Here is a 20,026-nt window from a genome sequence, read left to right as displayed (position 1 = left end):
CCCACGGGCCGAAGCCCGATCGGCATCAGTCACTGCGGTGGCGTCGACCGACGCCACCGCAGTGTCAGCCTGCCACGTTCGCGCGCGGCGACCAACCTCGTCCCCGGCGATCCGCCGCCCACGGCCACCCCGCCCTGACCGCGCCAAGCCGTGACCAGCGCGTCCACCGAACGCAGGTGTTTGTCGGTCAGGGCTTTCGCGCCACCGTCGAGCAGCCACGCCCGGATCGCCCGGCGGCGCAGCGCGGCGGGGGCCGTGGCGAGGATCTCCACCGCGAGGGTCACCGCATGATCGCCGGGTGCGGTCGCGTCCTCTCCGCCCGCGGCCGCCGCAGCCAGCAACTCCTCGGCCAATTCGTCCAGGACCGCGACGTCCTCGCGCAACTGCGCGGACGTGCGGGCCAGCGCTTCGGCGACTCCGCCGCCCAGGACGTCCTCGAGCAGCGGCAGCACTTCGTGGCGTACCCGTACCCGGGTGAACTCGGGCGCGCTGTTGTGCGGGTCCTCGAAGACCCGAACGCCCAGGTCGGCGCACAGCGCCCTGGTGACCGCGCGGCGCACGCCCAGCAGCGGCCGCCCCCAGGGCGCGCTGTAGGCGGCCATCCCTTGGATCGAGCGTCCACCGGAGCCACGCGCGAGGCCCAGCAACACCGTCTCGGCCTGATCGTCGAGGGTGTGGCCGAGCAGGACCGGACCGCCCGCCCGCGCCGCCGCCAACGCGCCGTAGCGGGCCCGCCGCGCCGCCGCCTCGAGGCCGCCGGACCGGTCGACCACAACCGGCAGCACCCGCGCGGAACGACAGCCCAACGCGGTGGCCGTGGCCGCCGCTTCCGCGGCCACGCGATCCGATCCGGCCTGGAGTCCGTGGTCCACGATCAACGCGTCCACCGCGGGGGCCTCCACGACGGCGGCGGCGGTCAGCGCGAGCGAATCGGCCCCGCCGGACAGCGCCACCGCCACCGCGCCCTCGTCGCCGGTCGTGAACTGCCGCAACCACATCCGCACGGCGCGGCGCACCTCGAGGACGGCGGCCGTCTCGGGCAGCCTGCGCGCCGCGGGATCGGGCGCTGCTGCTCTACGGCCCATATCCGCAGAGTACCGATCCGAGGGTCGCCGGTCGGCCGCGCGGGCTCAGCCGAGCACCCGCGCGATCCAGCGGTCACCGTCCTCGATCTCCTCCGGTAGCGGAAGGGTGTAGTCGTCGGTCCAGACGACGTTGAACTCCGTCATCCCGACGCGCCCGACGACGTGGTCGACGAACGCCTTGCCGCGCACGTACTGCGCCACCTTCGCGTCCACGCCGAGCAAGGCGCGCAACAGGCGCTGGATCGGGTTGGTCGGACGCGTGCGGCGCTTGTCGAAGGCCGCGCGGATCTGCTCGACTGTGGGAACCACCGCCGGGCCGACCGCGTCCATGACGTGGTCGGCGTGCCCTTCGAGCAGGGTGCCCAGCATCAGCATCCGGTCCAGCGCCTCGCGCTGCGCGGGAGCCTGGGTGGCGCGCAGCAACCCGACGATGCCGCGGCTCGCGGGATCGTCGGCCCCGCCGCCGCGGCGGCGTTCGCGCACCTCCTCGACCAGGCGCGAGAGCATCTCGGCCATCGGTTCGTCGCCGACCTCGCCGAGGATCTCGACATTGGCCTTCATGTAGTCGGCCAGCCACGGCGCGGAGGAGAACTGCACCCGGTGGGTCACCTCGTGCAAGCACACCCAGAACCGGAAATCGCTGGGCGCGACACCTAGCAACCGTTCCACGGCGACGATGTTCGGGGCGACCAGCAGCAGCGTGCCGTCCTCGCCGGTGAACGGGTCGTACTGGCCGAGGATCGCGGTGGACAGGAACGCCAGCATCGCCCCGGCCTGCACCCCCGCGGGCTTCCCGGCGAATCGGCCCGCGGGCTCGGCCTCGGTACCCGTCAGCGCGGCCATCGAATCCGCGGCGGCCCCGATCCAGCCGCGCCTGTCCACGATCCGGGCGGCGGGCACCGGACGGTCGTCGAGCAACCCGGTGACCTCGCGCACCGGCCCTTCGGCGCGCACCGAAGCCCGCGCCAGTTCCTCCACGGCCTGTTCGGCGAAGAACCGGGACGTGCGCGGGCCGGGCGGCACCAGCGCGCCGCCGGTGCGCGCGGCCAGTCGCCAGTCGACGGCACCGGTCAGACCGCTGCGTCTACCGGGCCGCTGGTCCTGGTCGGGGACCGCGATATCGGACTCGCCCGCTGTGTCAGCGCCTTCGAACATGGTCAACCACCTGTCACGAGCATCCGCAGTTGCGCAGCGTGCCCGCGATGGCGTCCAAGGCTGGTCTGCTCACCTCGGGCGGCCGATCGTTGGACATCAGCGCGAAGGTCAGCACCCGGCCGTCCCGGTCGAGCACATATCCGACCAACGCGCTGGCGACCGAGAGAGTTCCGGTCTTGGCGCGCACCCATCCGGCGGCCCCGCGATTCGCGGTGACATACCGACTGGTCAGCGACCCCGTCGCCCCCGCGACCGGGAGCGCGTCGAGCAGCGGGGCCAGGGTGGCGGCCAGTTCGTCGGTCCGCGGCTTCGCCTGCCCGGACTGCACCGTCGTGGCCTCGCCGCCCGCGCCCACACCGTCCGCGCGGGCGGCGGTGGCCAGGATCTCGTCGAGCAGGCGCGCGGGCAGGCGGTCGTCGACCGACAAGCCGCTGCCGTCGAACATCGTCGCCCCGGTCAGGTCGAATCCGGCCTTACGCAGCGTGTCGGCCACCGCGGCGACCGCGCCCGCGAAGGAGGGTTCGCGTCCGGTGGCGACGGCGATCTCCCGGCCGATCGTCTCGGCGAGCACATTGTCCGAATGCACCATCATGTCGCGCAACCGGTCGCGCAACGGCGCGGACCGCACGCTGGCCAACTCGGCCGCGCCCGCCACGGCGGACCCGGCCCGCACTCGCGACGGGTCGAGTCCGAGCGCGGTCGCCAACTGCCGTCCCGCGTCCAAGGCCGGGGTCGAGGTGCGCGGCGAGTATTCGACCAGCGGGTCGAGCCTGCCGCCGTCGATCATCACCGACTCGATCGGGGCGATCGAGCCTTCCGGCACGTCGATCGGGTCCCAGCCCTGCGCCATCGTCGCCCCCGTGTAGGCGGAGGTGTCGACGACGATGGTGTCCACCGGACGGCCCGAGGACCGGATCTGCTCGACCAGATCCGAGAGTCGGGCGCTGTTCGGGTAGTAGCCGAGGCCGTCGGGGCGCGCGGTCAGGGTGGGGTCGCCGCCGCCGACCAGCACGGCCTCCCCCGCCGCCGAACCCGTGACGACCCGGGTGACCACCCGCTGGTCCTCGGGCAGCGCGAGCAGCGCCGCGGCGGTGGTCAGGATCTTGGCCGTCGAGGACGGGATCATCGGCTTGGTCGGGTCCGAACTCCACAGCGTCGTGGCGCTGTCGGCGTCGGTGACGATGCCGGTGAACGCGCCGAGATCCGGATTGCCGACCACCGGGCCCAGCGCCGCGCCGATGCCCGCCGGACTGGGCGCGGGCGCGCTCGCGGGAGCGGGGACGAGTCGAGGGGTGGGACGGACGGGCGCGGGCGGTTCGGCGACGGTCAGGCCGCCGTGCCGGAATTCGGGGGTCCACGGCCGCACGATCACCAGGCCCGCGACGAGCACCGCGACCACGACGACGAAACTCAGCCCGAGGGCGATCCAGGTCCGGCGCCGCCGTCTGGCGGCCAATTCACCGATGTTGCGTCCGTTACCAACCATTGGCCCGCCGTCTCCCTGACTCCGCCGCCGCACACCGATCGACGTTTGTCGTGCACCACCGCGATCGACGCCGTGCGCCGATCACCGCCCTTCAAAGTATCGGCTCCGCCGACCACACTATCCTCGTACCGCTACCGTTCCCCCGAACAGCATGGCGAGTCGGCGTGCGCGCCAGCTGAGCCGATGAATGCACCATAGAAGGAGATGGCGTGGAGTTCGACGTCACCATCGAGATCCCGAAGGGGTCCCGCAACAAGTACGAGGTCGACCACGAGACCGGCCGCGTGCGGCTGGATCGCTACCTCTACACGTCGATGGCCTACCCGGCCGACTACGGCTTCATCGAGAACACCCTCGGCGAGGACGGCGACCCGCTGGACGCGCTGGTCCTGCTGCCCGATTCGGTGTTCCCGGGCGTGATCGTCGAGGCCCGTCCGGTCGCGATGTACAAGATGGAGGACGAGGCGGGCGGCGACGCCAAGGTGTTGTGCGTGCCCGCGGGCGACCCGCGCTGGGCGCACATCCAGGATCTGGCCGACGTGCCGGAATTCGAGTTGGCCGCCATCAAGCACTTCTTCGAGCGGTACAAGGATCTGGAGCCGGGCAAGTACGTGAAGGGCTCGGAGTGGGTCGGTCGCGCCGAGGCCGAGGCCGAGGTGGAAGCGTCGCTGAAGCGCCTGCAGGAACAGGGCCACTGAGCCGGTTTCGAACAGCGAGAAGGGGCGTCCGGATCTCCGGACGCCCCTTACTCTGTGCGGGATCAGTAGTAGATGTAGAGATCCCAGCCGCTCCAGGTCTCCACGCACTCCCAGTACCAGCCGCCGGTGCTCGGCGACTCGCCGTCGGCGCGGCAGGCTTCCAGGGTGGCGTAGGTGCCGTAGTAGTACCCGGTGGACGCGGTGTGGTACTGCGGCGCGGCGGAGGCCGATGCTGCCGTCGACACCCCGGCGACGGCAGCGGTGGCGATCAGGCCGGCGGCGACGAGCGATGTGATCCGCATGTGGTGTTCTCCTGAGGTTCGCGATCCGGGACGTTCCCGGCTTCCGATGAGAACAACGTTATGGCCGCCGACCACCGGAAACAGCCACCCCTAGGGGGCGAACAACCCTCCCCTCGGGCGAATCACCCGCCCCACCCTTGGGTGCGGTGCGGACCCCACCTCAGCGCCGATCCGCCCCACCGCGTTCGGGTTCCGCGTCCGGCCCTGCCGACTTCGGTGTCGCGGCGTTCGATTCCTCGACATCCGGGACCACGACATCCGGGACCACGACATCCGGGACCACGACATCCGGGACCACGACATCCGGGACCGCTGCGTTCGGCATCGCCGCGTTCGACTCCCCCACGGGCGGCAGTCCGGTCGGGCCGACCACGGCGGCAACGGGTTCGGGTGTCGGTTCGCCCGCCGCCTGGATACCGCCCGCCGTGCGCAGCGGAATCTCCTTCCAGAACAACACCAGCACAAACCCGACCAGAGCGACGCCCGCGCCGACCAGGAACACCGTCGACATCGCCTCGGCGAACCCGACCTGGAACGGCCGCGCCAGGGCGGGACTGAGCCGCTGGATGATCGAACTGTCGCGCAGTACCTCGCTCGCGGCGGAAGTGTCGTGGGCGAGCAGACCTTTCGCCAGCGCGGCGTCCTCGGGCCGGTTGCCCGCGGCCCCGGCCGCCACCGCCTGCTGGAATGTCGGATCGTCGGCGGCCGAACGCAATTGGTCGGCGATCCGGTCCGGCGTGCGGGCGAACAGGATCGACAGGAAGATCGCGACGCCGAAGGTGCCGCCGATCTGGCGGAAGAAGGTGGCCGCCGCCGTCGACACACCCATATCGCTGGGCGGCAACGCGTTCTGCAACGCCAGGGTCAGCGGTTGCAGGATGTTGCCGAGGCCGAATCCCGCGCAGAACATGAAGACCATCGCCAGCCACAGCGGGGTGTCGGCGTCGAGGTAGTGCAGCAGGAACATTCCGAGGGTCAGGGTGAGGCCGCCGAGAATCGGATGCCTGCGGTAGCGGCCGGTGCGCGAGATCATCTGTCCGGCCAGCACCGAACCGGTCATCATGCCCAGCACCAGCGGCAGCATCTGGAGACCGGCGACGGTCGGACTCGCGCCGCGCACCACCTGCAGGTACTGCGGCGCCAACGAGATCCCGCCGAACATGGCCGCGCCGACGACCACCGCGATGACCACGCCGAGGGCGAAGGTGCGGTCGGCGAAGATCCGCAACGGGATCAGCGCCTTGTCCTTCATGGCCCGTTCCACCGCGACGAACCCGAGCACGCCGACCGCGCCGATCACATAACAGGTGATCGATTTCGTACTGCCCCAACCCCATTCGTGCCCCTGTTCGGCGACCACGAGAAGCGGCGCGAGCCCGATCGCCAGTACCAGCACGCCCAGCCAGTCCACCCGGTCGGTGGAGCGCGGGCGCGCGGGCAGGTGCAGTACCCGCGCCACGACCGCCAGCGCGATCAGCCCGAGCGGCACGTTCACCAGGAACACCCACCGCCAACCGCTGACCCCGAGCAGCGAGTCCTGTCCGGCGAACAGACCGCCGAGCACCGGGCCGAGCACGCTCGAGGAGCCGAAGACCGCGATCAGATAGCCCTGGTAGCGGGCGCGTTCGCGGGGGGCGACGATATCGCCGAGGATCGCCAGCGCCAGCGCCATGAGTCCACCCGCGCCGAGCCCTTGGAAGGCGCGGAAGGCCGCGAGTTGATACATCGACTGCGCCAGCGTGCACAGCAGCGAGCCGACCACGAACAGCACGATGGCGGTCATGAAGAACGGCTTGCGGCCGTACATGTCGGAAAGTTTGCCGTAGAGCGGAGTCGCCAAGGTGGCGGTGATGAGGTAGGCCGTGGTGGCCCATGCCTGCATCGAGTAGCCGTTGAGGTCGTCGGCGATGGTGCGGATGGCCGTGGAGACGATGGTCTGGTCGAGGGCGGCCAGCAGCATGCCGAGCATGAGGCCGGACAGGATGGTCAGGATCTGCCGGTGGGTGAAACCCGCCGCGTTCACGGCGTTCCGGTCGTCGGTCCGGGGTCTGTCGGTGGCCGTGTTCTCGATGTCCGCCGTCACGCTCGGTTCTCCCTACTCGTCGCCGTTGTCGGGCCGACATCCGGTGTCGGGCTGATCGCGCAACAGCGAGACCATGCTGGTTCGCGCGCGATCGAAGTCGTCGACGAATCGTTCGAGCAAGTCGGCCAACAGGACGCGGTCCTCGGTGGACCAGTCCGCCGTGACGCGGGTGAGGTTCTCGTGGCGTCGGCGGCGAATCCGTTCGGCGACCTCGCGCCCGTGGTCGGTGACCGTGAGGACCGCGGCGCGGCCGTCGGCGGGGTCGGGTTCGCGGCGCACCAAGTCACGCTCGACCAGCATGCCGACCTGTCGGCTCACCGTGGAGGCGTCGCTGTACACCGCCTCGGCGAGCGCGCCCGAGCGCATCGGGCCGTCCTGGAGGAGCCGGAACAGCAGCGCGAACGCCGCCGGATCGACACCGTCGGCGGTGCGGATGGCGGCGGCGGTCCGTTCACGGATGCGCTGGAGCCGGGTGAGCTGGACCGCGATCGTGTCGATCGACCGTTCGTCCGGATTCACGGTTCACCTTTACTTGCGTCAAACAATTAGTTGCGTGACGCAAGTATGTCGGTGACCGGACGGCGAACGCAAGCCGATCTAGCGACCTTGGAAACGCGGCTCCCGCTTTTCGAATACGGCCTGCACGGCCTCGGTGAGGTCCTCCGACGGCAGGAACGCCGAATTCCAGGCCGCGACGTAGCGCAGACCGGCGGCGACGGTGTCCTTGGTGCGCTGATCCAGCACGTCCTTGATGCCCTGCACCACCAGCGGCGGATTGGCGGCGATCTCGCGCGCCATCGCGTGCGCGGCGTCCAGAACCGCGTCCTGATCGGGGTAGACATCGCTGACCAGACCGATCTTCTCGGCGCGCGCCGCGTCGATGTCCTTGCCGGTGTAGGCCAACTCGCGCAACTGCCCCTCGCCGATGATGCCGGGCAACCGGTGCAGCGAGCCCACGTCGGCCACGATCGCGACCTTCGCCTCACGCAGGCTGAACTTGGCCTCCGCGCTGGCCAAGCGGATATCGGCGGCCGCGATCAGATCCAGGCCACCGCCGACGCACCACCCCGAGACGGCCGCGATGACCGGCTTACGGCAGTCCGCCACGGCGGTGATCGACGCCTGCATCTTGCGCAGTTCGACCAGGAAATCGGTGCGCGGGGCGGCGAAGGCCCGGTCGGCCAGCAGCGACGCGAAAGTGCCCGACATCCCGGTCAGGTCCAGGCCGTAGGAGAAGTTCTTGCCCGACCCGGTGAGCACGATGACGCGGACCTCGCCGTCGGCGTCCAGTTCGGCGAACAGTTCCGGCAGCTCACGCCAGAAATCCGGCCCCATCACATTGCCCTTGCCGGGACCGATCAACGTCACCTGGGCGACGTGGTCCTTGATTTCGACGGAGAAAGCCTGCCAATCAGTCATTTGTACAGCGTATCGAGACCGTCCCGACCCGGTCCCGGTATCCCCGGAACCGGACCGCGCGCCCGCTCACCCCCCGCACCGGGCACCACCTCGGCGAATCGTGTCGCACACAGATAAACATCATGCTAATTCGGTGTGGCGCAGTAGCTCCCGGACCTGCGCGAACGCCACAATCTACGCGTCAGCTAATCCACGCCACCGGTTCGGAGAAACGCCGTGCTGATTCATCGAGGGATCGGGCTCGACCGCTTCAACACCCTGCCGCACGGCCGTGCCGTCCACGCGCTCTACGCGTGCTGCGGAAACGTCACCTGGGCGATCACCCTCGCCGGCGCGCGCCCCTACGCCGACCGCGACGCACTACTCACCGACGCCGACCTCGAACTGCTGGCGCTGTCCCCCGCCGACCTGGAACGCGCGCTGGACTCCGTTCCCGCCGAACAACTCTCGCGACGCACGATCACCGAACTCGGCCGCGTCACCCGGATCAGGATCGACCGGATGCTGGGTCCCGAAGCCGGCTATCCCGACTACTGACACCGTAACACCGGACACGCGCGCCCACGCCGCTCTACCCTGGTGCCATGCGCAGGGCGTCGTTACCACCGGTCGCGTGCCGGGTCTCCGATACCTTGATCGCGCGCGGCCACCACGGGGTCATCGTCAGCCAACCCGAGGCCACCCACACCGCCGAGGACGCCGCCAAAGCGCTCGGCGTCGACGTGGGCGCCATCACCAAATCGCTGGTGTTCCTGCTCGACGACGACCCGGTGCTGCTGCTGGTCTCCGGCGCGCACCAAGTCGACCTGCCGCGCACCGGCGAACGACTCGAAGGCACGCTCGCCCCCGCCCCCGCCCGCCTGGCGCGCGAAGTCACCGGCCAACCGCTGGGCGGCATCGCACCGGTCGGCCACCCCACCAACCTGCCGACCTGGGTGGACAACGCCCTGGCCGCGTACCGCGAGGTCTGGGCGGCGGGCGGACACCCGAACACGATCTTCCGCACATCCTTTCGCGAACTGGTGCGAATCACCGCGGGCCTCCCCCTCGACGTCGACTGAATCCGGCGTAGTTTTGGTCACGTGACCGAAGCACCACGGCCCGAGACCGATCTCCCGATCCCGGACGACCCGAGCGGGATCACCGCCGAGCTCTACCGGGCCTCGATGCGCCGCTACCCCGCGGGCGTCACCGTCGTCACCCTGGATTCGGGCAACGGCCCGGTCGGCTTCACCGCGACCTCGTTCGCGTCGCTGTCGCTGCACCCGCCGCTGGTCTCGTTCAACATCGCCCACACCTCCTCGAGCCTGGACGCCATGCTCGGCGCGCGCTCGGTGGTCATCCACTTCCTCGGCGAACACCAGCACGACCTGGCCAAACGGTTCTCCCGCACCGCCGCGGAACGCTTCAGCGACCGCTCCCTGTGGTCCGCGCTGGACACCGGCGAACCCGTCCTGCACGGCACCCCCATCTGGGTCCGCGCCGCCGTCGACCGCCTCATCCCCCTCGGCGACCACACCTTCGTCGTCGGCCTGGTCACCCGAGTCCACGACGACACCACCGACGAACCCGCCGCCGCCCCCCTCCTCTACTACAACGGCCGCTACCACCGCCCCACCCCCCTCGACGAATAACCCCCTCAGCCCTGATCCAGCACCTTGAACGGGATATCGACCGGAAAGGGGCCGGTCAGCCGCAACGAGTCCTGATGCGTCTCGGCCAGTCGGTAGCTGCGACTGGCCCAGTCGAGCCGATACTCCTGGATGATCTTCACCCGCCGCTCGGCGTCGAGGTGGACGACCAGATAGATCGGAATGCCCTCGTGGGCGTACTCCGCACGTTTGTCGACGGTGTCGGTGTACTCCGATCCGGGTGACACCACCTCGGCCACCAAGAGGACATCCTCGGTCGTCAGTTTCCGGTCCTCGTCCAGGCATCGGTGCAGCGCGACGTCGGGACGCCGGAACGAGAATCCGGGGCTGCCCGGTCGCCCGTGGAGGTAGTGCATCTCGAAGTCGGTGACCACTCCGGTACACGGCTCGTCCGGACGCGCGGCCTCCAAGTGGTTGGCCAGTCGCCTGGCGACATTGTTGTGTTGCAGACTCCCGCTGCGGCAGAACAACACGTGGCCGTCGATGACTTCGATCTGGCCGCGCACCTCCTCGGGCAGTGCGTCGTAGCTCGCTTCGGAGATCACCAGAGCGCCCGGATCGGCGGCCCAGGCGGGCAATACAGTCATCGCGATACCCACCCTCGATACGGTTGTCGATTCCGGCCGAGTGTATCGGGCGTCGCGCCCGATACGGCGACGGTCAGGCGATGGTGCAGGGGGCTGCGCCTTCGGGGCCGGGGGTGAGGGGGCGGGTTTCGGGGGTGGGGTTCCAGTGGCCGTCGGTGCGGGCGTAGTTCCAGTCGGGGCCGGTGGCGACGAGGGTGGTGATCGCCTCGATCAGGCGGTCGACGTCGGCGGAGTCGGTGCCGAGGCCGATGCTGGCGCGCAGCGCGCCGTCGATGCCGAGACGGGCCAGCAGGGGGTGGGCGCAGAAGCGGCCGTCGCGCACGCCGATGCCGTGTTCGGCCGACAGGTAGGCGGCGACGTGACCGGGTTCGAAACCGTCGAGGGTGAACGCGACGATGCCGACCGAATCGGGGCTGTCGGACCACACCCGCAGCAGACTCACACCGGGCACCGCGCTCAGGCCGGTGCGCAACCGCTCGGCCAGCAGGTGCTCGTGCGCGGCCAGCGCCTCGGGATCGATGGCGGCCAGCGCCTCGCAGGCCGCGGCCAGCGCGGCCACGCCCAGCACGTTCGGCGACCCGCCCTCGTGGCGCTGCGGCGCGCAGGCCCATTTCGTCGTCTCGACGCCGACCTCGACCACCGCGCCGCCGCCGGGCAGGTAGGGATCGGCCTGGTCGAGCCAGTCACGCCGGCCCACCAGCACGCCCGCGCCGAACGGCGCGTAGAGCTTGTGCCCGGAGAAGGCCAGGTAGTCGACGCCCGCCGCGCGCAGATCGATGCGGCGGTGCGGGGCCAACTGCGCGGCGTCGACCAGGATGCGGGCGCCGCAGTCGTGGGCCACCCGGGCCAGTCGTTCGATCGGCAGCACCTCGCCGGTGACGTTGGACGCACCCGTGATCGCCAGCAGCGCGGCCGGTTTCGCGCACAGTTCGGCGACGATCCGGCCGATCGTCTCGTCCAGGGTGTCGGCGGCGGGCACCACCCGGCGGCCGTTGCGCAGCCACGGCAGGAAATTCGCGTGATGTTCGGTGTCGAGGACCACGGTGTCGCCGGGTACGCAGGTCGACAGCAGGCTCAGCGCGTCGGTGGTGTTGCGGGTGAACACGACCACCTGGTCGTCGGCGGCGCCGACGAACTCGCGCACCGAATCACGTGCGGACTCATAGCATTCCGTGGAGATCCGGGAGGCGTAGCCCGCGCCGCGGTGCACGCTGGCGTAGTAGGGCAGCAGTTGCGCGATGCGGTCGGTGACCGCCGCGAGGGCGGGGGCGCTCGCCGCGTAGTCGAAGTTGGCGTACTCGGCCGTCCCGCCCTGCACGAGCGGCACGCGCAGGTCGTCACCCGACACGCGAGCGAGAGCGGTACAGGTCTGATCGGCAACGGTGGTCATCACGGATCCCATCGGTCCAGGGACTCGTCACGTGGGAATTCATCGAGTCCGCGCTTGCCGTACCCGGTCGGGCTACGGCCCGGTCGTCACCCGGAGCACCCCGCCGCGGAGGAGGGTTGCCGACCAGCTAGCCGGGGCTTGACGCTGGTACTCATGACCTGATCAGAGAGTGACAGACGCACCGAGGAGCTGTCAACCACCTTCCGGTTCGCCCTCGAGGCGCTCGGTGAGGACGAAACCCTGGCCGGCCGAGCCTTGCGGCGCGGCTTCTCCCGGTACCCCGGGTACCGTGGACAGTCGGTCTACCGGCGTGTTTGCCCGCTGGTAACCCTCGTGTGGAACAACAACGGTGAAGGTCGGTCGGGTCAATGAGAGGTGGGCAGGACGTCATGCCGCATCCGCAGATCGATACCGCGACCGGAGCGGACTCCGCGGACGCCGAGTCGCCCCGGACCGATCCGCTGCAACGCGGCGACCTCGCCGCACCCGTGCGCACCCTGGTCGACATCCTCGCCGACACCGCGCTGACCTACCCCGACGCCGCCGCGATCGATGACGGCGACAACGTCCTGACCTACGCCGAACTGCTCGCCGAGATCGATGACGCCGTCGCCCGACTGGCCGAGGCGGGCGTGCGCGCGGGCGACCGCGTCGGCGTGCGGATGCCGTCGGGCGGCTACGAGTTGTACGTCACGATTCTCGCGGTCCTGCACGCGGGCGCCGCCTACGTCCCCGTCGACGCCGACGATCCCGACGAACGCGCCAGACTGGTGTTCGGCGAGGCGAAGGTCAGCGCGGTCGTCACCGGCGACGGGATCGAGATCACCGATCCCGAGCGCCCCGCGGCCGAGATCGGCACGGCATCGCCGGACCCGGGCGACGACGCGTGGATCATCTTCACCTCCGGTTCCACCGGCACCCCCAAGGGCGTCGCGGTCACCCATCGCAACGCCGCGGCCTTCGTCGACGCCGAGGCCCGCCTGTTCCTGCCCGACGCGCCGATCGGCCCCGAGGACCGGGTGTTGGCCGGTCTGTCGGTGGCCTTCGACGCCTCCTGCGAGGAGATGTGGCTGGCCTGGCGCAACGGCGCGTGCCTGGTCCCCGCGCCCCGCGCGCTGGTGCGCACCGGCGCCGATCTCGGGCCGTGGCTGGTCCGCCGGGAGATCAGCGTCGTCTCCACGGTGCCGACCCTGGCGGCCACCTGGCCCGCCGAGGCCCTCGACCCGGTGCGCCTGCTGATCTTCGGCGGCGAGGCGGTGCCGCCCGAACTGGCCGAACGTCTCGCCGGGACCGAGGACCGCGAGGTGTGGAACACCTACGGCCCCACCGAAGCCACCGTGGTCGCCTGCGCCGCCCTGCTCACCGGTGACTGGCCGGTACGGATCGGCCTGCCGCTGGACGGCTGGGACCTGGCCGTGGTCGACGCCGCCGGAAACCCGGTGGGCGAGGGCGAATCCGGGGAACTGGTCATCGGCGGCGTCGGTCTGGCCCGTTATCTCGACCCCGCGAAGGACGCCGAGAAGTACGCCCCGCTGCCCTCGCTCGGCTGGGAGCGCGCCTACCGCAGCGGTGATCTGGTGCGCAACGAGAGCGCGGGACTGATCTTCCTCGGCCGCGCCGACGACCAGATCAAGATCGGCGGCCGCCGCATCGAACTCGGCGAGATCGACAACGCCCTGCAACACCTGCCCGGCGTCACCGGCGCGGCGACCGCGATCCGCACCACCAAGGCGGGCAACAAGATCCTGGTCGGCTACCTGGCGGGCCCGGAACCCGACTACGACGTCAAGGCCGCCCGCGACCTGCTCGCCGAACAACTGCCCGCGCCGATGGTGCCGCGTCTGGCCGTGGTCGCCGAACTGCCGACCCGGACCTCCGGCAAGGTCGACCGCGACGCGCTGCCCTGGCCGCTGCCCAAGCGCAAGGACATCGACGCCGAGGCCGGGCTGAGCCCCACCGCGCAGTGGGTGGCGGGCCTGTGGGATTCGATCCTCGGCGCGGAGGTCACCAGCCCCGACACCGATTTCTTCGACGTCGGCGGCGGCTCGCTGGCCGCCGCGCAGTTGGTCGCCGCGCTGCGCGAACGGTATCCGCGCGTCGCGGTCGCCGACCTCTACGACCATCCCCGCCTCGGCGCGCTGGCCGCCTACCTGGACGACAGCGCCCCCGTGGCGGCCGTCGAGGACCGGCACGTGCGGCCCACCCCGCTGCGCGCGCAACTGTTCCAAGTGCTGGCCACCGTCCCGCTGACCACTCTCACCGGCTTGCAGTGGCTGACCTGGCTGGCCACCGTCGGCAATGTCGCGGCCTGGTCCGGCTCGCTGCCGTGGCTGCCGCACCTGTCCTGGTGGTGGGCGCTGGCGGCGTTCGTGCTGTTCATCACCCCGCCGGGCCGGATGACGCTGTGCGTGCTGGGCGCGTGGACCCTGCTGACGGGCATCGAACCCGGCAGTTATCCGCGCGGCGGACGCGAACACCTGCGCCTGTGGGCGGCCGTGCGACTGTCCGAGGCCAGCGGCGCGGAGAACCTGTCGGGCGCGCCGTGGATGGTGCCGTTCGCGCGGATGTTGGGCGCGAAGATCGGACGCGGCGTCGACCTGCACACCCTGCCGCCGGTCACCGGCATGCTCGAACTCGGCGACGGATGCAGCGTCGAACCCGAGGTCGACCTGTCCGGCTACTGGATCGACGGCGACCTGGTGCACATCGGCCCGATCGTCATCGGCCCCGGCGCGGTGGTCGGTTCGCGCTCGATCCTGCTGCCCGGCACGAGGATCGGCAAGAACGCCGAGATCGCGCCGGGTTCGGCGGTCAGCGGCAAGGTCAAGGCCGATCAGGAATGGGCGGGTTCGCCCGCGGTGAAGGTCGGCAAGGCCCGGCACCGCTGGCCCGACCACTCGCCCGCGCGCGCGACGCACTGGATCGCGATCTTCGGCGTCACCTCGATGGTGCTGGCCGCGGTGCCCGTGCTCGGACTGGCCGCGGGCGGTGTGTTCATCGCGTGGTGGATCCGCGACACCGCGACGCTCACCGCAGGGCTGGGTCGCGCCTTCGCCATCCTGCCGGTGGCGACGCTGCTGAGTCTGGCCGTCTACGCGGCGATCACGATCGTCGCGGTGCGCCTGTTCAGCATCGGCCTGCGCGAGGGGTACCACCCGGTGCGCAGCCGGATCGGCTGGCAGGCGTGGGCCACCGAACGCCTGCTCGACTCCGCGCGCACCTTCCTGTTCCCGCTCTACGCCAGCCTGCTCACCCCGATCTGGCTGCGCCTGCTCGGCGCGAAGGTCGGCAAATCGGTCGAGGCGTCGACGGTGCTGCTGCTGCCCAAGTTCACCACCGTCGCCGACGGGGCCTTCCTCGCCGACGACACCATGATCGCCAGTTACGAATTGGGCGGCGGCTGGCTGCACATCGGCGAGGCCAAGGTCGGCAAGCGCGCGTTCCTCGGCAATTCCGGCATGACCGCGCCGGGGCGGCGGGTCCCGAAGAACGGTCTGGTCGCGGTGCTCTCGGCCGCGCCGACCAAGGCGAAGGCGGGCTCGTCGTGGCTGGGCAGCCCGCCGGTGCGGCTGCGCCGGGCCTCGGAGAAGTCCGGCGCCGAACGCACCTTCGATCCGCCGCCACGCCTGCGCATCGCCCGCGCGATCGTGGAGACCTGCCGACTGATCCCGGTCCTGGTGACCTTCGCCATCGGCCTCGGCGTGCTGTTCACGCTGGCGTGGCTGGCGCAGACGCTCGGTCACCTGCCCACCGCGTTGCTCAGCGGTGTGGTGCTGCTGGCCGCGGGCGCGGTCGCCTGCGGCAGCGCGGTGGCCGCGAAATGGTTGCTGGTCGGCCGGATCCGGGCCGAGGAACATCCGCTGTGGAGCTCGTTCGTGTGGCGCAACGAGGTTGCCGACACCTTCGTGGAAACGGTCGCGGCCCCCTGGTTCGCGCGCGCCGCGACGGGTACACCCGTGCTGAACCTGTGGTTGCGCGGACTCGGCGCGCGCATCGGCCGCGGGGTATGGTGCGAGTCCTACTGGCTTCCGGAGGCAGACCTGGTGACACTCGGTGACGGCGCGACCGTGGAACGCGGCTGCGTCGTGCAGACCCACCTGTTCCACGATCGGATCATGGCGATGGACACCGTCACCCTGGGCGCGGGCGCGACCCTCGGTCCGCACTGTGTCGCGTTGCCCGCGGCGGTGATCGGCGCCGGCGCCACCATCGGCCCCGCCTCGCTGGTGATGCGCGGCGACGCCGTCCCGCCGTCCACGCGCTGGTGGGGAAATCCGATCGCGCCGTGGACGAGTCCGGTCTCCCCCGCGGCCGAACCGGAAGCGACGAAAGCGACACGTTGATGGCGAGCAAGTTCTACGACGCGCCCATCGACGAATACCTACCCCAGAACGGGAACCGCGGCTACCGGGTGTCGCGCTACGAGTTGGCGCTGACCTACAAGGTCGCCAGCAACCGACTCTCGGGTCGGGCCGAGCTGACGGCGGTCACCACCGAGGTGCGTCCCCGCTTCGCCTTCGACCTGTCCCAATCGCTGGTCGTGTCCAAGGTTTTCGTCAACGGGGCGAAGGCGGCCAAGTACACCCACCAGCGCGGCAAGCTGGTCGTCACTCCGCAGCAGCGGATTCCGGCGGGCGGCGTGCTCGCGCTGCTGATCCAGTACAGCGGCGTGCCCAAGCCGGTGCGCGGGCCGTGGGGCGAGGTCGGCTGGGAGGAACTGTCGGAGGGCTCGCTGGTGGCCAGTCAGCCCAACGGCGCGGCCTCCTGGTTCCCGTGTGACGACCACCCGAGTTCCAAGGCCAGCTACCGGATCGCGATCACCACCGACACCCCGTACTACGCGCTGGCCAACGGGGCTCTGGTCGGCAAGCAGACCAAAGCCAGTCAGACCACCTGGATCTACGACCAACCCGAGCCGATGGCCAGCTACCTGGCGACCATCCAGATCGGGCCCTATCGCCGCTACCGGGTCGGCTCCCCGCACGCGCGGGTCCCGATGCACGCGGTGGTGCCGCCGCGTCTGCGCGCCGCCTTCGAGCACGATTTCGCGCGGCAACCGCAGATGATGGAGGTGTTCGCCGAGAAGTTCGGCCCGTACCCCTTCGGGGCCTACACCGTCGCCGTCACCGACGACGACCTGGAGATCCCCATCGAGGCCCAGGGGATCTCGGTGTTCGGCGCGAACCACTGCGACGGCAGGCGCGGTTCGGAACGACTGGTCGCCCACGAACTGGCCCACCAGTGGTTCGGCAACAGCCTCACCATCCGCCGGTGGCGCGACATCTGGTTGCACGAGGGTTTCGCCTGTTACGCCGAATGGATCTGGTCGGAGGCTTCCGGCGGTCCGACCGCCGACCAACAGGCCAGGGCCGCGCGCCAGAACCTGTCGCGGCAACCGCAGGACCTCGTCGTCGGCGATCCCGGGCCCGCGCGCATGTTCGACGACCGGGTCTACAAGCGCGGCGCGCTCACCCTGCACGCGCTGCGCCTGGAACTCGGCGACAGCGCCTTCTTCGACCTGCTGCGCGACTGGACCTCCCGCTACCGGCACGCCTCGGTCGACGCCGAGGAGTTCACCGATCTGGCCGGGCACTACACCCGCGCGTCCCTGCGTCCGCTGTGGGACGGGTGGCTGCGCGCCCAAGTCCTGCCGCAGTTGCCGCCCGCGGGGCACAAGCGCTGAATCAGAAGACCAGGTAGCGCGAGGCCAGTTCCTCGACGATGGGATCGTCGTCGGCGACGGCCGCGAGGGTCTCCAGATCGTTCTCGATCGCGACCTGGCGGGTGTCGTCCTGTTCGGCGTCCGGTGCGCCGTCCTCGTCCAACTGGCGCAACAGCTTGGCCCGGATGCGCTGCTTCAACGTGTCGCTCATATTCGAAGCTTGCCCGTCTCGCGCGGGGTCAAGCAGCCGTTTCCGGTCAGACGGGGGTCAGCCACCCGCCCCACGGCGTGTTGCGCAGGACGGAGTACACCGCGATCAGGCCGAGCAGGGCGTACATGGTGGTGCGCTCGATCCGCGGCAGCACCAACCGTTCACCACGCCAGGCCCGCACGATCCACGACCCCACCCACAGCGCGAGCCCGAACAGCAGGGGGACCGCGATCAGGTTGCTGTGCAGCGCGTCCAGGACGCGGCCCTCGGTCAGGTTGTGCACCGCGCGCATCCCCCCGCAACCGGGGCAGTACAAACCGGTGAGCGCGTAGACCGGGCAGTAGCCGTAGGACCCCTCCACGTGGGGGTCACGCACCGCCAGCAGCGCCACCGCACCGAGGCCGACCCCCGCCGTCAGCAGCGGAATCGGCATCGCGCGCCAGCCGCGATGCTTCGGCGGCGAGGTGTATTTCGCCATGATCGACTCCGCGGCCGTTTCGCCCGGGACGTGCGTGCCCTCCACAGTCGACACGGTAATCGGCCGCACCGCCGAGCCGCCACCACAGTGGGGCCCGGGACGGCGCATCCTAGCCGCTCAGGCGTCGAACATGATCGATTCGCTCCGGCGTTTCCGCTGCTCCCGTAGCATTTCCCGACGTGGATGCCGCTGGTGTTACCCGGCTCGACGCGTTTGGGGTCAGTTCGGCACGCAGGCTCGAATTCGGGCATGTCGGCCGCTGGCAGGGCGCCCTGGAGGGCGAAACCGCGGGTTCGGTCGCGGTAGAGATAGATCCCGGTGACGGGTCGTCGGTGGTGGTGTTCGTCCGAGCACCGCGTCACCGCGACCCGCGGGTGGACTTCCACCCCGACGATCAGGTCTGCCTGGTCGTCCCCGAACTGATCGCGGAACTCCTCACCCCGGGCTGAGCGCCCGATTCCCGACTCCGCCGAGCCCCGGACAGATCCGGGGCGGCGGAGTCGTAGCGTCCGTGACCGCGCTCGCGATATCGGAAGTATGCGAGCGGTCACGACGTCCCAGCGCCGAACACCGCCTCACACCCGGGCGTTTCCCCTGGTGAGCGGTGTTCGATCTTTCGCGCACGGGGCAGGTTCGCCGGACCGAATACCGGGTATCCGCGCTTTCGAGCCAGGATTTCCGCAACCGACGCTTGCACTAGCTAGCACCCCAGCTTGCACGGTACGGTAACGGCAGACACAAAGGAGTGCTCGAATGCTGGTCACGTCGATGAAGACGCTCGCGTCGCTACGCGGAACCGAGCCGCTCACGGCCGCCTATCGCGCCGGGATGCGGAATCGCAAGTACGCCACCGCGCTGTTGAACAAGCCCACCGCGCCGCACGACGTCATCCCCGTGACCACCGCCGACGGGGCGCGCCTGCGGGTGCACGCCTACGGGCCCGCCGACGGCGACCCCATCGTGCTCATCCACGGGTGGAGTTGCAGCATCGAGTACTGGTACCCGCAGATCAACGCGTTCGCCGATCGCTACCGGGTGCTCACCTACGATCAGCGCGGCCACGGCGAGAGCGCCCTCGGCCGCGCCGCCCTCGGCCCCGCCACGCTCGCCGAGGATCTCGAAGCCGTCCTCGAAGCGGCGCTCCCGCGCGGCAAGCGGGCCGTCCTCGTCGGGCACAGCATGGGCGGGATGACGTTGCAGGCGTGGGCCGCTCACTTCCCCGACCAGGTCGCCGAGCGGGCGAGCGAAGTCGTGCTGCTCAACACCACCTCCGGCGAGGTCCGCTACGAGACCGACATGCTGCCGCTGCTCAACAAGCCGCTGACGGTGTCCGCACGTCAAATCACCCTGCGCGGCAACCCGATCCGCATGCCCGGCCTGATCGCCGAGACCTTGCTGTTCTCCCCGTTCCCGGTACCCGGCGGCCCGCTGGTCAGCGCGGTGCTCAAGAACCGGGTCATGAATCCCAAGGCCACCGCCGACGAAGTCTCCTTCGCGCTCGGGATCATCCGCGGCTGTCGCCCGCTGACCCGCGGCCTGCACGCCGCCGCCCTCGTCGACATGAACCTCGGCGATTCCGCCAAGCATCTCAGCGTCCCGACCACCGTCATCGCCGGCGCGAACGACCTGCTGCTGCCCGAGCGGATGTCGCGGCGCATCGCCGAAATCCTCGAAGCGGCGGGCACTCTGGCCGATTACCACGTCTTCCCGACCGGCCACCTGGGCAACGTGGAAGCCATCGACCGCTTCAACGCGGTCCTGGGCCGGATCGCCGAACGCGGCGCCCGCCCCGCGGCGACCGCCGTCTGAGCGAGCGAA

The 20,026-nt window shown here is 70.4% G+C and carries 19 protein-coding genes and 1 riboswitch; of the genes, 8 read left to right on the top strand and 11 right to left on the bottom strand.

The window, feature by feature from the left end:
* Positions 1-29: 29 nt before the first annotated feature.
* From tilS to ON30_RS02080, 3 genes are read right to left on the bottom strand one after another with little or no spacing between them, the layout of a single operon-like run.
* Positions 30-1,085 (bottom strand): tRNA lysidine(34) synthetase TilS, encoded by a 1,056-nt coding sequence (tilS, locus tag ON30_RS02090; protein WP_051028849.1) that lies wholly within the window; start codon positions 1,083-1,085, stop codon positions 30-32.
* A gap of 45 nt (positions 1,086-1,130) precedes the next feature.
* Positions 1,131-2,240, bottom strand: coding sequence for an Rv3626c family coenzyme F420 biosynthesis-associated protein (locus tag ON30_RS02085; protein ID WP_051028848.1), 1,110 nt, complete (start codon positions 2,238-2,240; stop codon positions 1,131-1,133).
* Positions 2,241-2,253: 13 nt separating this feature from the next.
* Positions 2,254-3,726 carry a D-alanyl-D-alanine carboxypeptidase/D-alanyl-D-alanine-endopeptidase gene (locus ON30_RS02080; protein WP_040703726.1) on the bottom strand — a complete coding sequence of 491 codons (1,473 nt, stop codon included), beginning with the start codon at positions 3,724-3,726 and terminating at the stop codon, positions 2,254-2,256.
* 209 nt (positions 3,727-3,935) lie between these two features.
* On the opposite strand from ON30_RS02080, the gene ON30_RS02075 reads away from it, so the two are divergent.
* Positions 3,936-4,424, top strand: coding sequence for an inorganic diphosphatase (locus tag ON30_RS02075; protein WP_040703724.1), 489 nt, complete (start codon positions 3,936-3,938; stop codon positions 4,422-4,424).
* 62 nt (positions 4,425-4,486) lie between these two features.
* On the opposite strand, the gene ON30_RS02070 is transcribed toward ON30_RS02075, so the two are convergent.
* From ON30_RS02070 to ON30_RS02055, 4 genes are all read right to left on the bottom strand, one after another.
* Entirely contained in the window at positions 4,487-4,726 is a 240-nt protein-coding gene (locus ON30_RS02070; protein ID WP_040703723.1) for a hypothetical protein, read from the bottom strand.
* A 160-nt stretch (positions 4,727-4,886) separates the two neighbouring features.
* Positions 4,887-6,749: an MDR family MFS transporter gene (locus ON30_RS02065; protein WP_245553910.1), complete on the bottom strand. Its 1,863-nt coding sequence runs from the start codon at positions 6,747-6,749 to the stop codon at positions 4,887-4,889.
* 72 nt (positions 6,750-6,821) lie between these two features.
* A complete protein-coding gene (locus tag ON30_RS02060) occupies positions 6,822-7,328 on the bottom strand; it encodes a MarR family winged helix-turn-helix transcriptional regulator (RefSeq protein ID WP_051028847.1) in 507 nt (168 codons plus the stop codon).
* 78 nt (positions 7,329-7,406) lie between these two features.
* Positions 7,407-8,228 carry a crotonase/enoyl-CoA hydratase family protein gene (locus tag ON30_RS02055; protein WP_040703721.1) on the bottom strand — a complete coding sequence of 274 codons (822 nt, stop codon included), beginning with the start codon at positions 8,226-8,228 and terminating at the stop codon, positions 7,407-7,409.
* 216 nt (positions 8,229-8,444) lie between these two features.
* Between ON30_RS02055 and ON30_RS02050 the strand changes: the two genes are divergently transcribed.
* From ON30_RS02050 to ON30_RS02040, 3 genes are read left to right on the top strand one after another with little or no spacing between them, the layout of a single operon-like run.
* Positions 8,445-8,765 (top strand): 2-oxo-4-hydroxy-4-carboxy-5-ureidoimidazoline decarboxylase, encoded by a 321-nt coding sequence (locus tag ON30_RS02050; protein ID WP_040703720.1) that lies wholly within the window; start codon positions 8,445-8,447, stop codon positions 8,763-8,765.
* Between the two features lie 47 nt (positions 8,766-8,812).
* Complete coding sequence (locus ON30_RS02045) at positions 8,813-9,289, top strand: YbaK/EbsC family protein (RefSeq protein WP_040703718.1); 477 nt, start codon at positions 8,813-8,815, stop codon at positions 9,287-9,289.
* A gap of 21 nt (positions 9,290-9,310) precedes the next feature.
* Positions 9,311-9,862 carry a flavin reductase family protein gene (locus ON30_RS02040; RefSeq protein WP_040703717.1) on the top strand — a complete coding sequence of 184 codons (552 nt, stop codon included), beginning with the start codon at positions 9,311-9,313 and terminating at the stop codon, positions 9,860-9,862.
* Between the two features lie 5 nt (positions 9,863-9,867).
* On the opposite strand, the gene ON30_RS02035 is transcribed toward ON30_RS02040, so the two are convergent.
* Positions 9,868-10,467, bottom strand: coding sequence for a Uma2 family endonuclease (locus ON30_RS02035; RefSeq protein WP_040703870.1), 600 nt, complete (start codon positions 10,465-10,467; stop codon positions 9,868-9,870).
* Between the two features lie 73 nt (positions 10,468-10,540).
* The gene (locus tag ON30_RS02030; RefSeq protein ID WP_085999256.1) at positions 10,541-11,857 is read right to left on the bottom strand and encodes an aminotransferase class V-fold PLP-dependent enzyme; all 1,317 of its coding nucleotides are present in this window, start codon (positions 11,855-11,857) and stop codon (positions 10,541-10,543) included.
* 45 nt (positions 11,858-11,902) lie between these two features.
* Positions 11,903-12,016: riboswitch (SAM riboswitch) on the bottom strand.
* A gap of 209 nt (positions 12,017-12,225) precedes the next feature.
* Between ON30_RS02030 and ON30_RS02025 the strand changes: the two genes are divergently transcribed.
* Both ON30_RS02025 and ON30_RS02020 read left to right on the top strand, forming a co-directional pair.
* Positions 12,226-16,200: a Pls/PosA family non-ribosomal peptide synthetase gene (locus ON30_RS02025; RefSeq protein WP_245553904.1), complete on the top strand. Its 3,975-nt coding sequence runs from the start codon at positions 12,226-12,228 to the stop codon at positions 16,198-16,200.
* Entirely contained in the window at positions 16,200-17,540 is a 1,341-nt protein-coding gene (locus ON30_RS02020) for a M1 family metallopeptidase (RefSeq protein WP_083911094.1), read from the top strand. Before ON30_RS02025 ends, ON30_RS02020 begins: the two co-directional genes overlap by 1 nt.
* 1 nt (position 17,541) lies before the next feature.
* Here ON30_RS02020 and ON30_RS02015 read toward each other — a convergent pair whose 3' ends face one another.
* Together ON30_RS02015 and ON30_RS02010 are read right to left on the bottom strand one after the other, a co-directional pair.
* Positions 17,542-17,730 (bottom strand): hypothetical protein, encoded by a 189-nt coding sequence (locus ON30_RS02015; RefSeq protein WP_040703714.1) that lies wholly within the window; start codon positions 17,728-17,730, stop codon positions 17,542-17,544.
* Positions 17,731-17,776: 46 nt separating this feature from the next.
* Positions 17,777-18,253, bottom strand: coding sequence for a DUF2752 domain-containing protein (locus ON30_RS02010; protein WP_245553903.1), 477 nt, complete (start codon positions 18,251-18,253; stop codon positions 17,777-17,779).
* Between the two features lie 134 nt (positions 18,254-18,387).
* Here ON30_RS02010 and ON30_RS38730 point away from each other — a divergent pair, with 134 nt between their 5' ends.
* Together ON30_RS38730 and ON30_RS02005 are read left to right on the top strand one after the other, a co-directional pair.
* Entirely contained in the window at positions 18,388-18,657 is a 270-nt protein-coding gene (locus ON30_RS38730) for a hypothetical protein (RefSeq protein WP_157183579.1), read from the top strand.
* A 304-nt stretch (positions 18,658-18,961) separates the two neighbouring features.
* Complete coding sequence (locus tag ON30_RS02005) at positions 18,962-20,017, top strand: alpha/beta fold hydrolase (protein WP_040703713.1); 1,056 nt, start codon at positions 18,962-18,964, stop codon at positions 20,015-20,017.
* The last annotated feature ends 9 nt before the right edge of the window (positions 20,018-20,026 follow it).

The sequence above is a fragment of the Nocardia takedensis NBRC 100417 genome, from assembly GCF_000308695.1.
In the GTDB taxonomy this organism is placed as follows: domain Bacteria; phylum Actinomycetota; class Actinomycetes; order Mycobacteriales; family Mycobacteriaceae; genus Nocardia; species Nocardia takedensis.
Note: the sequence above shows the minus strand (reverse complement) of the source record. Positions and strands in the feature narration are given on the sequence as shown.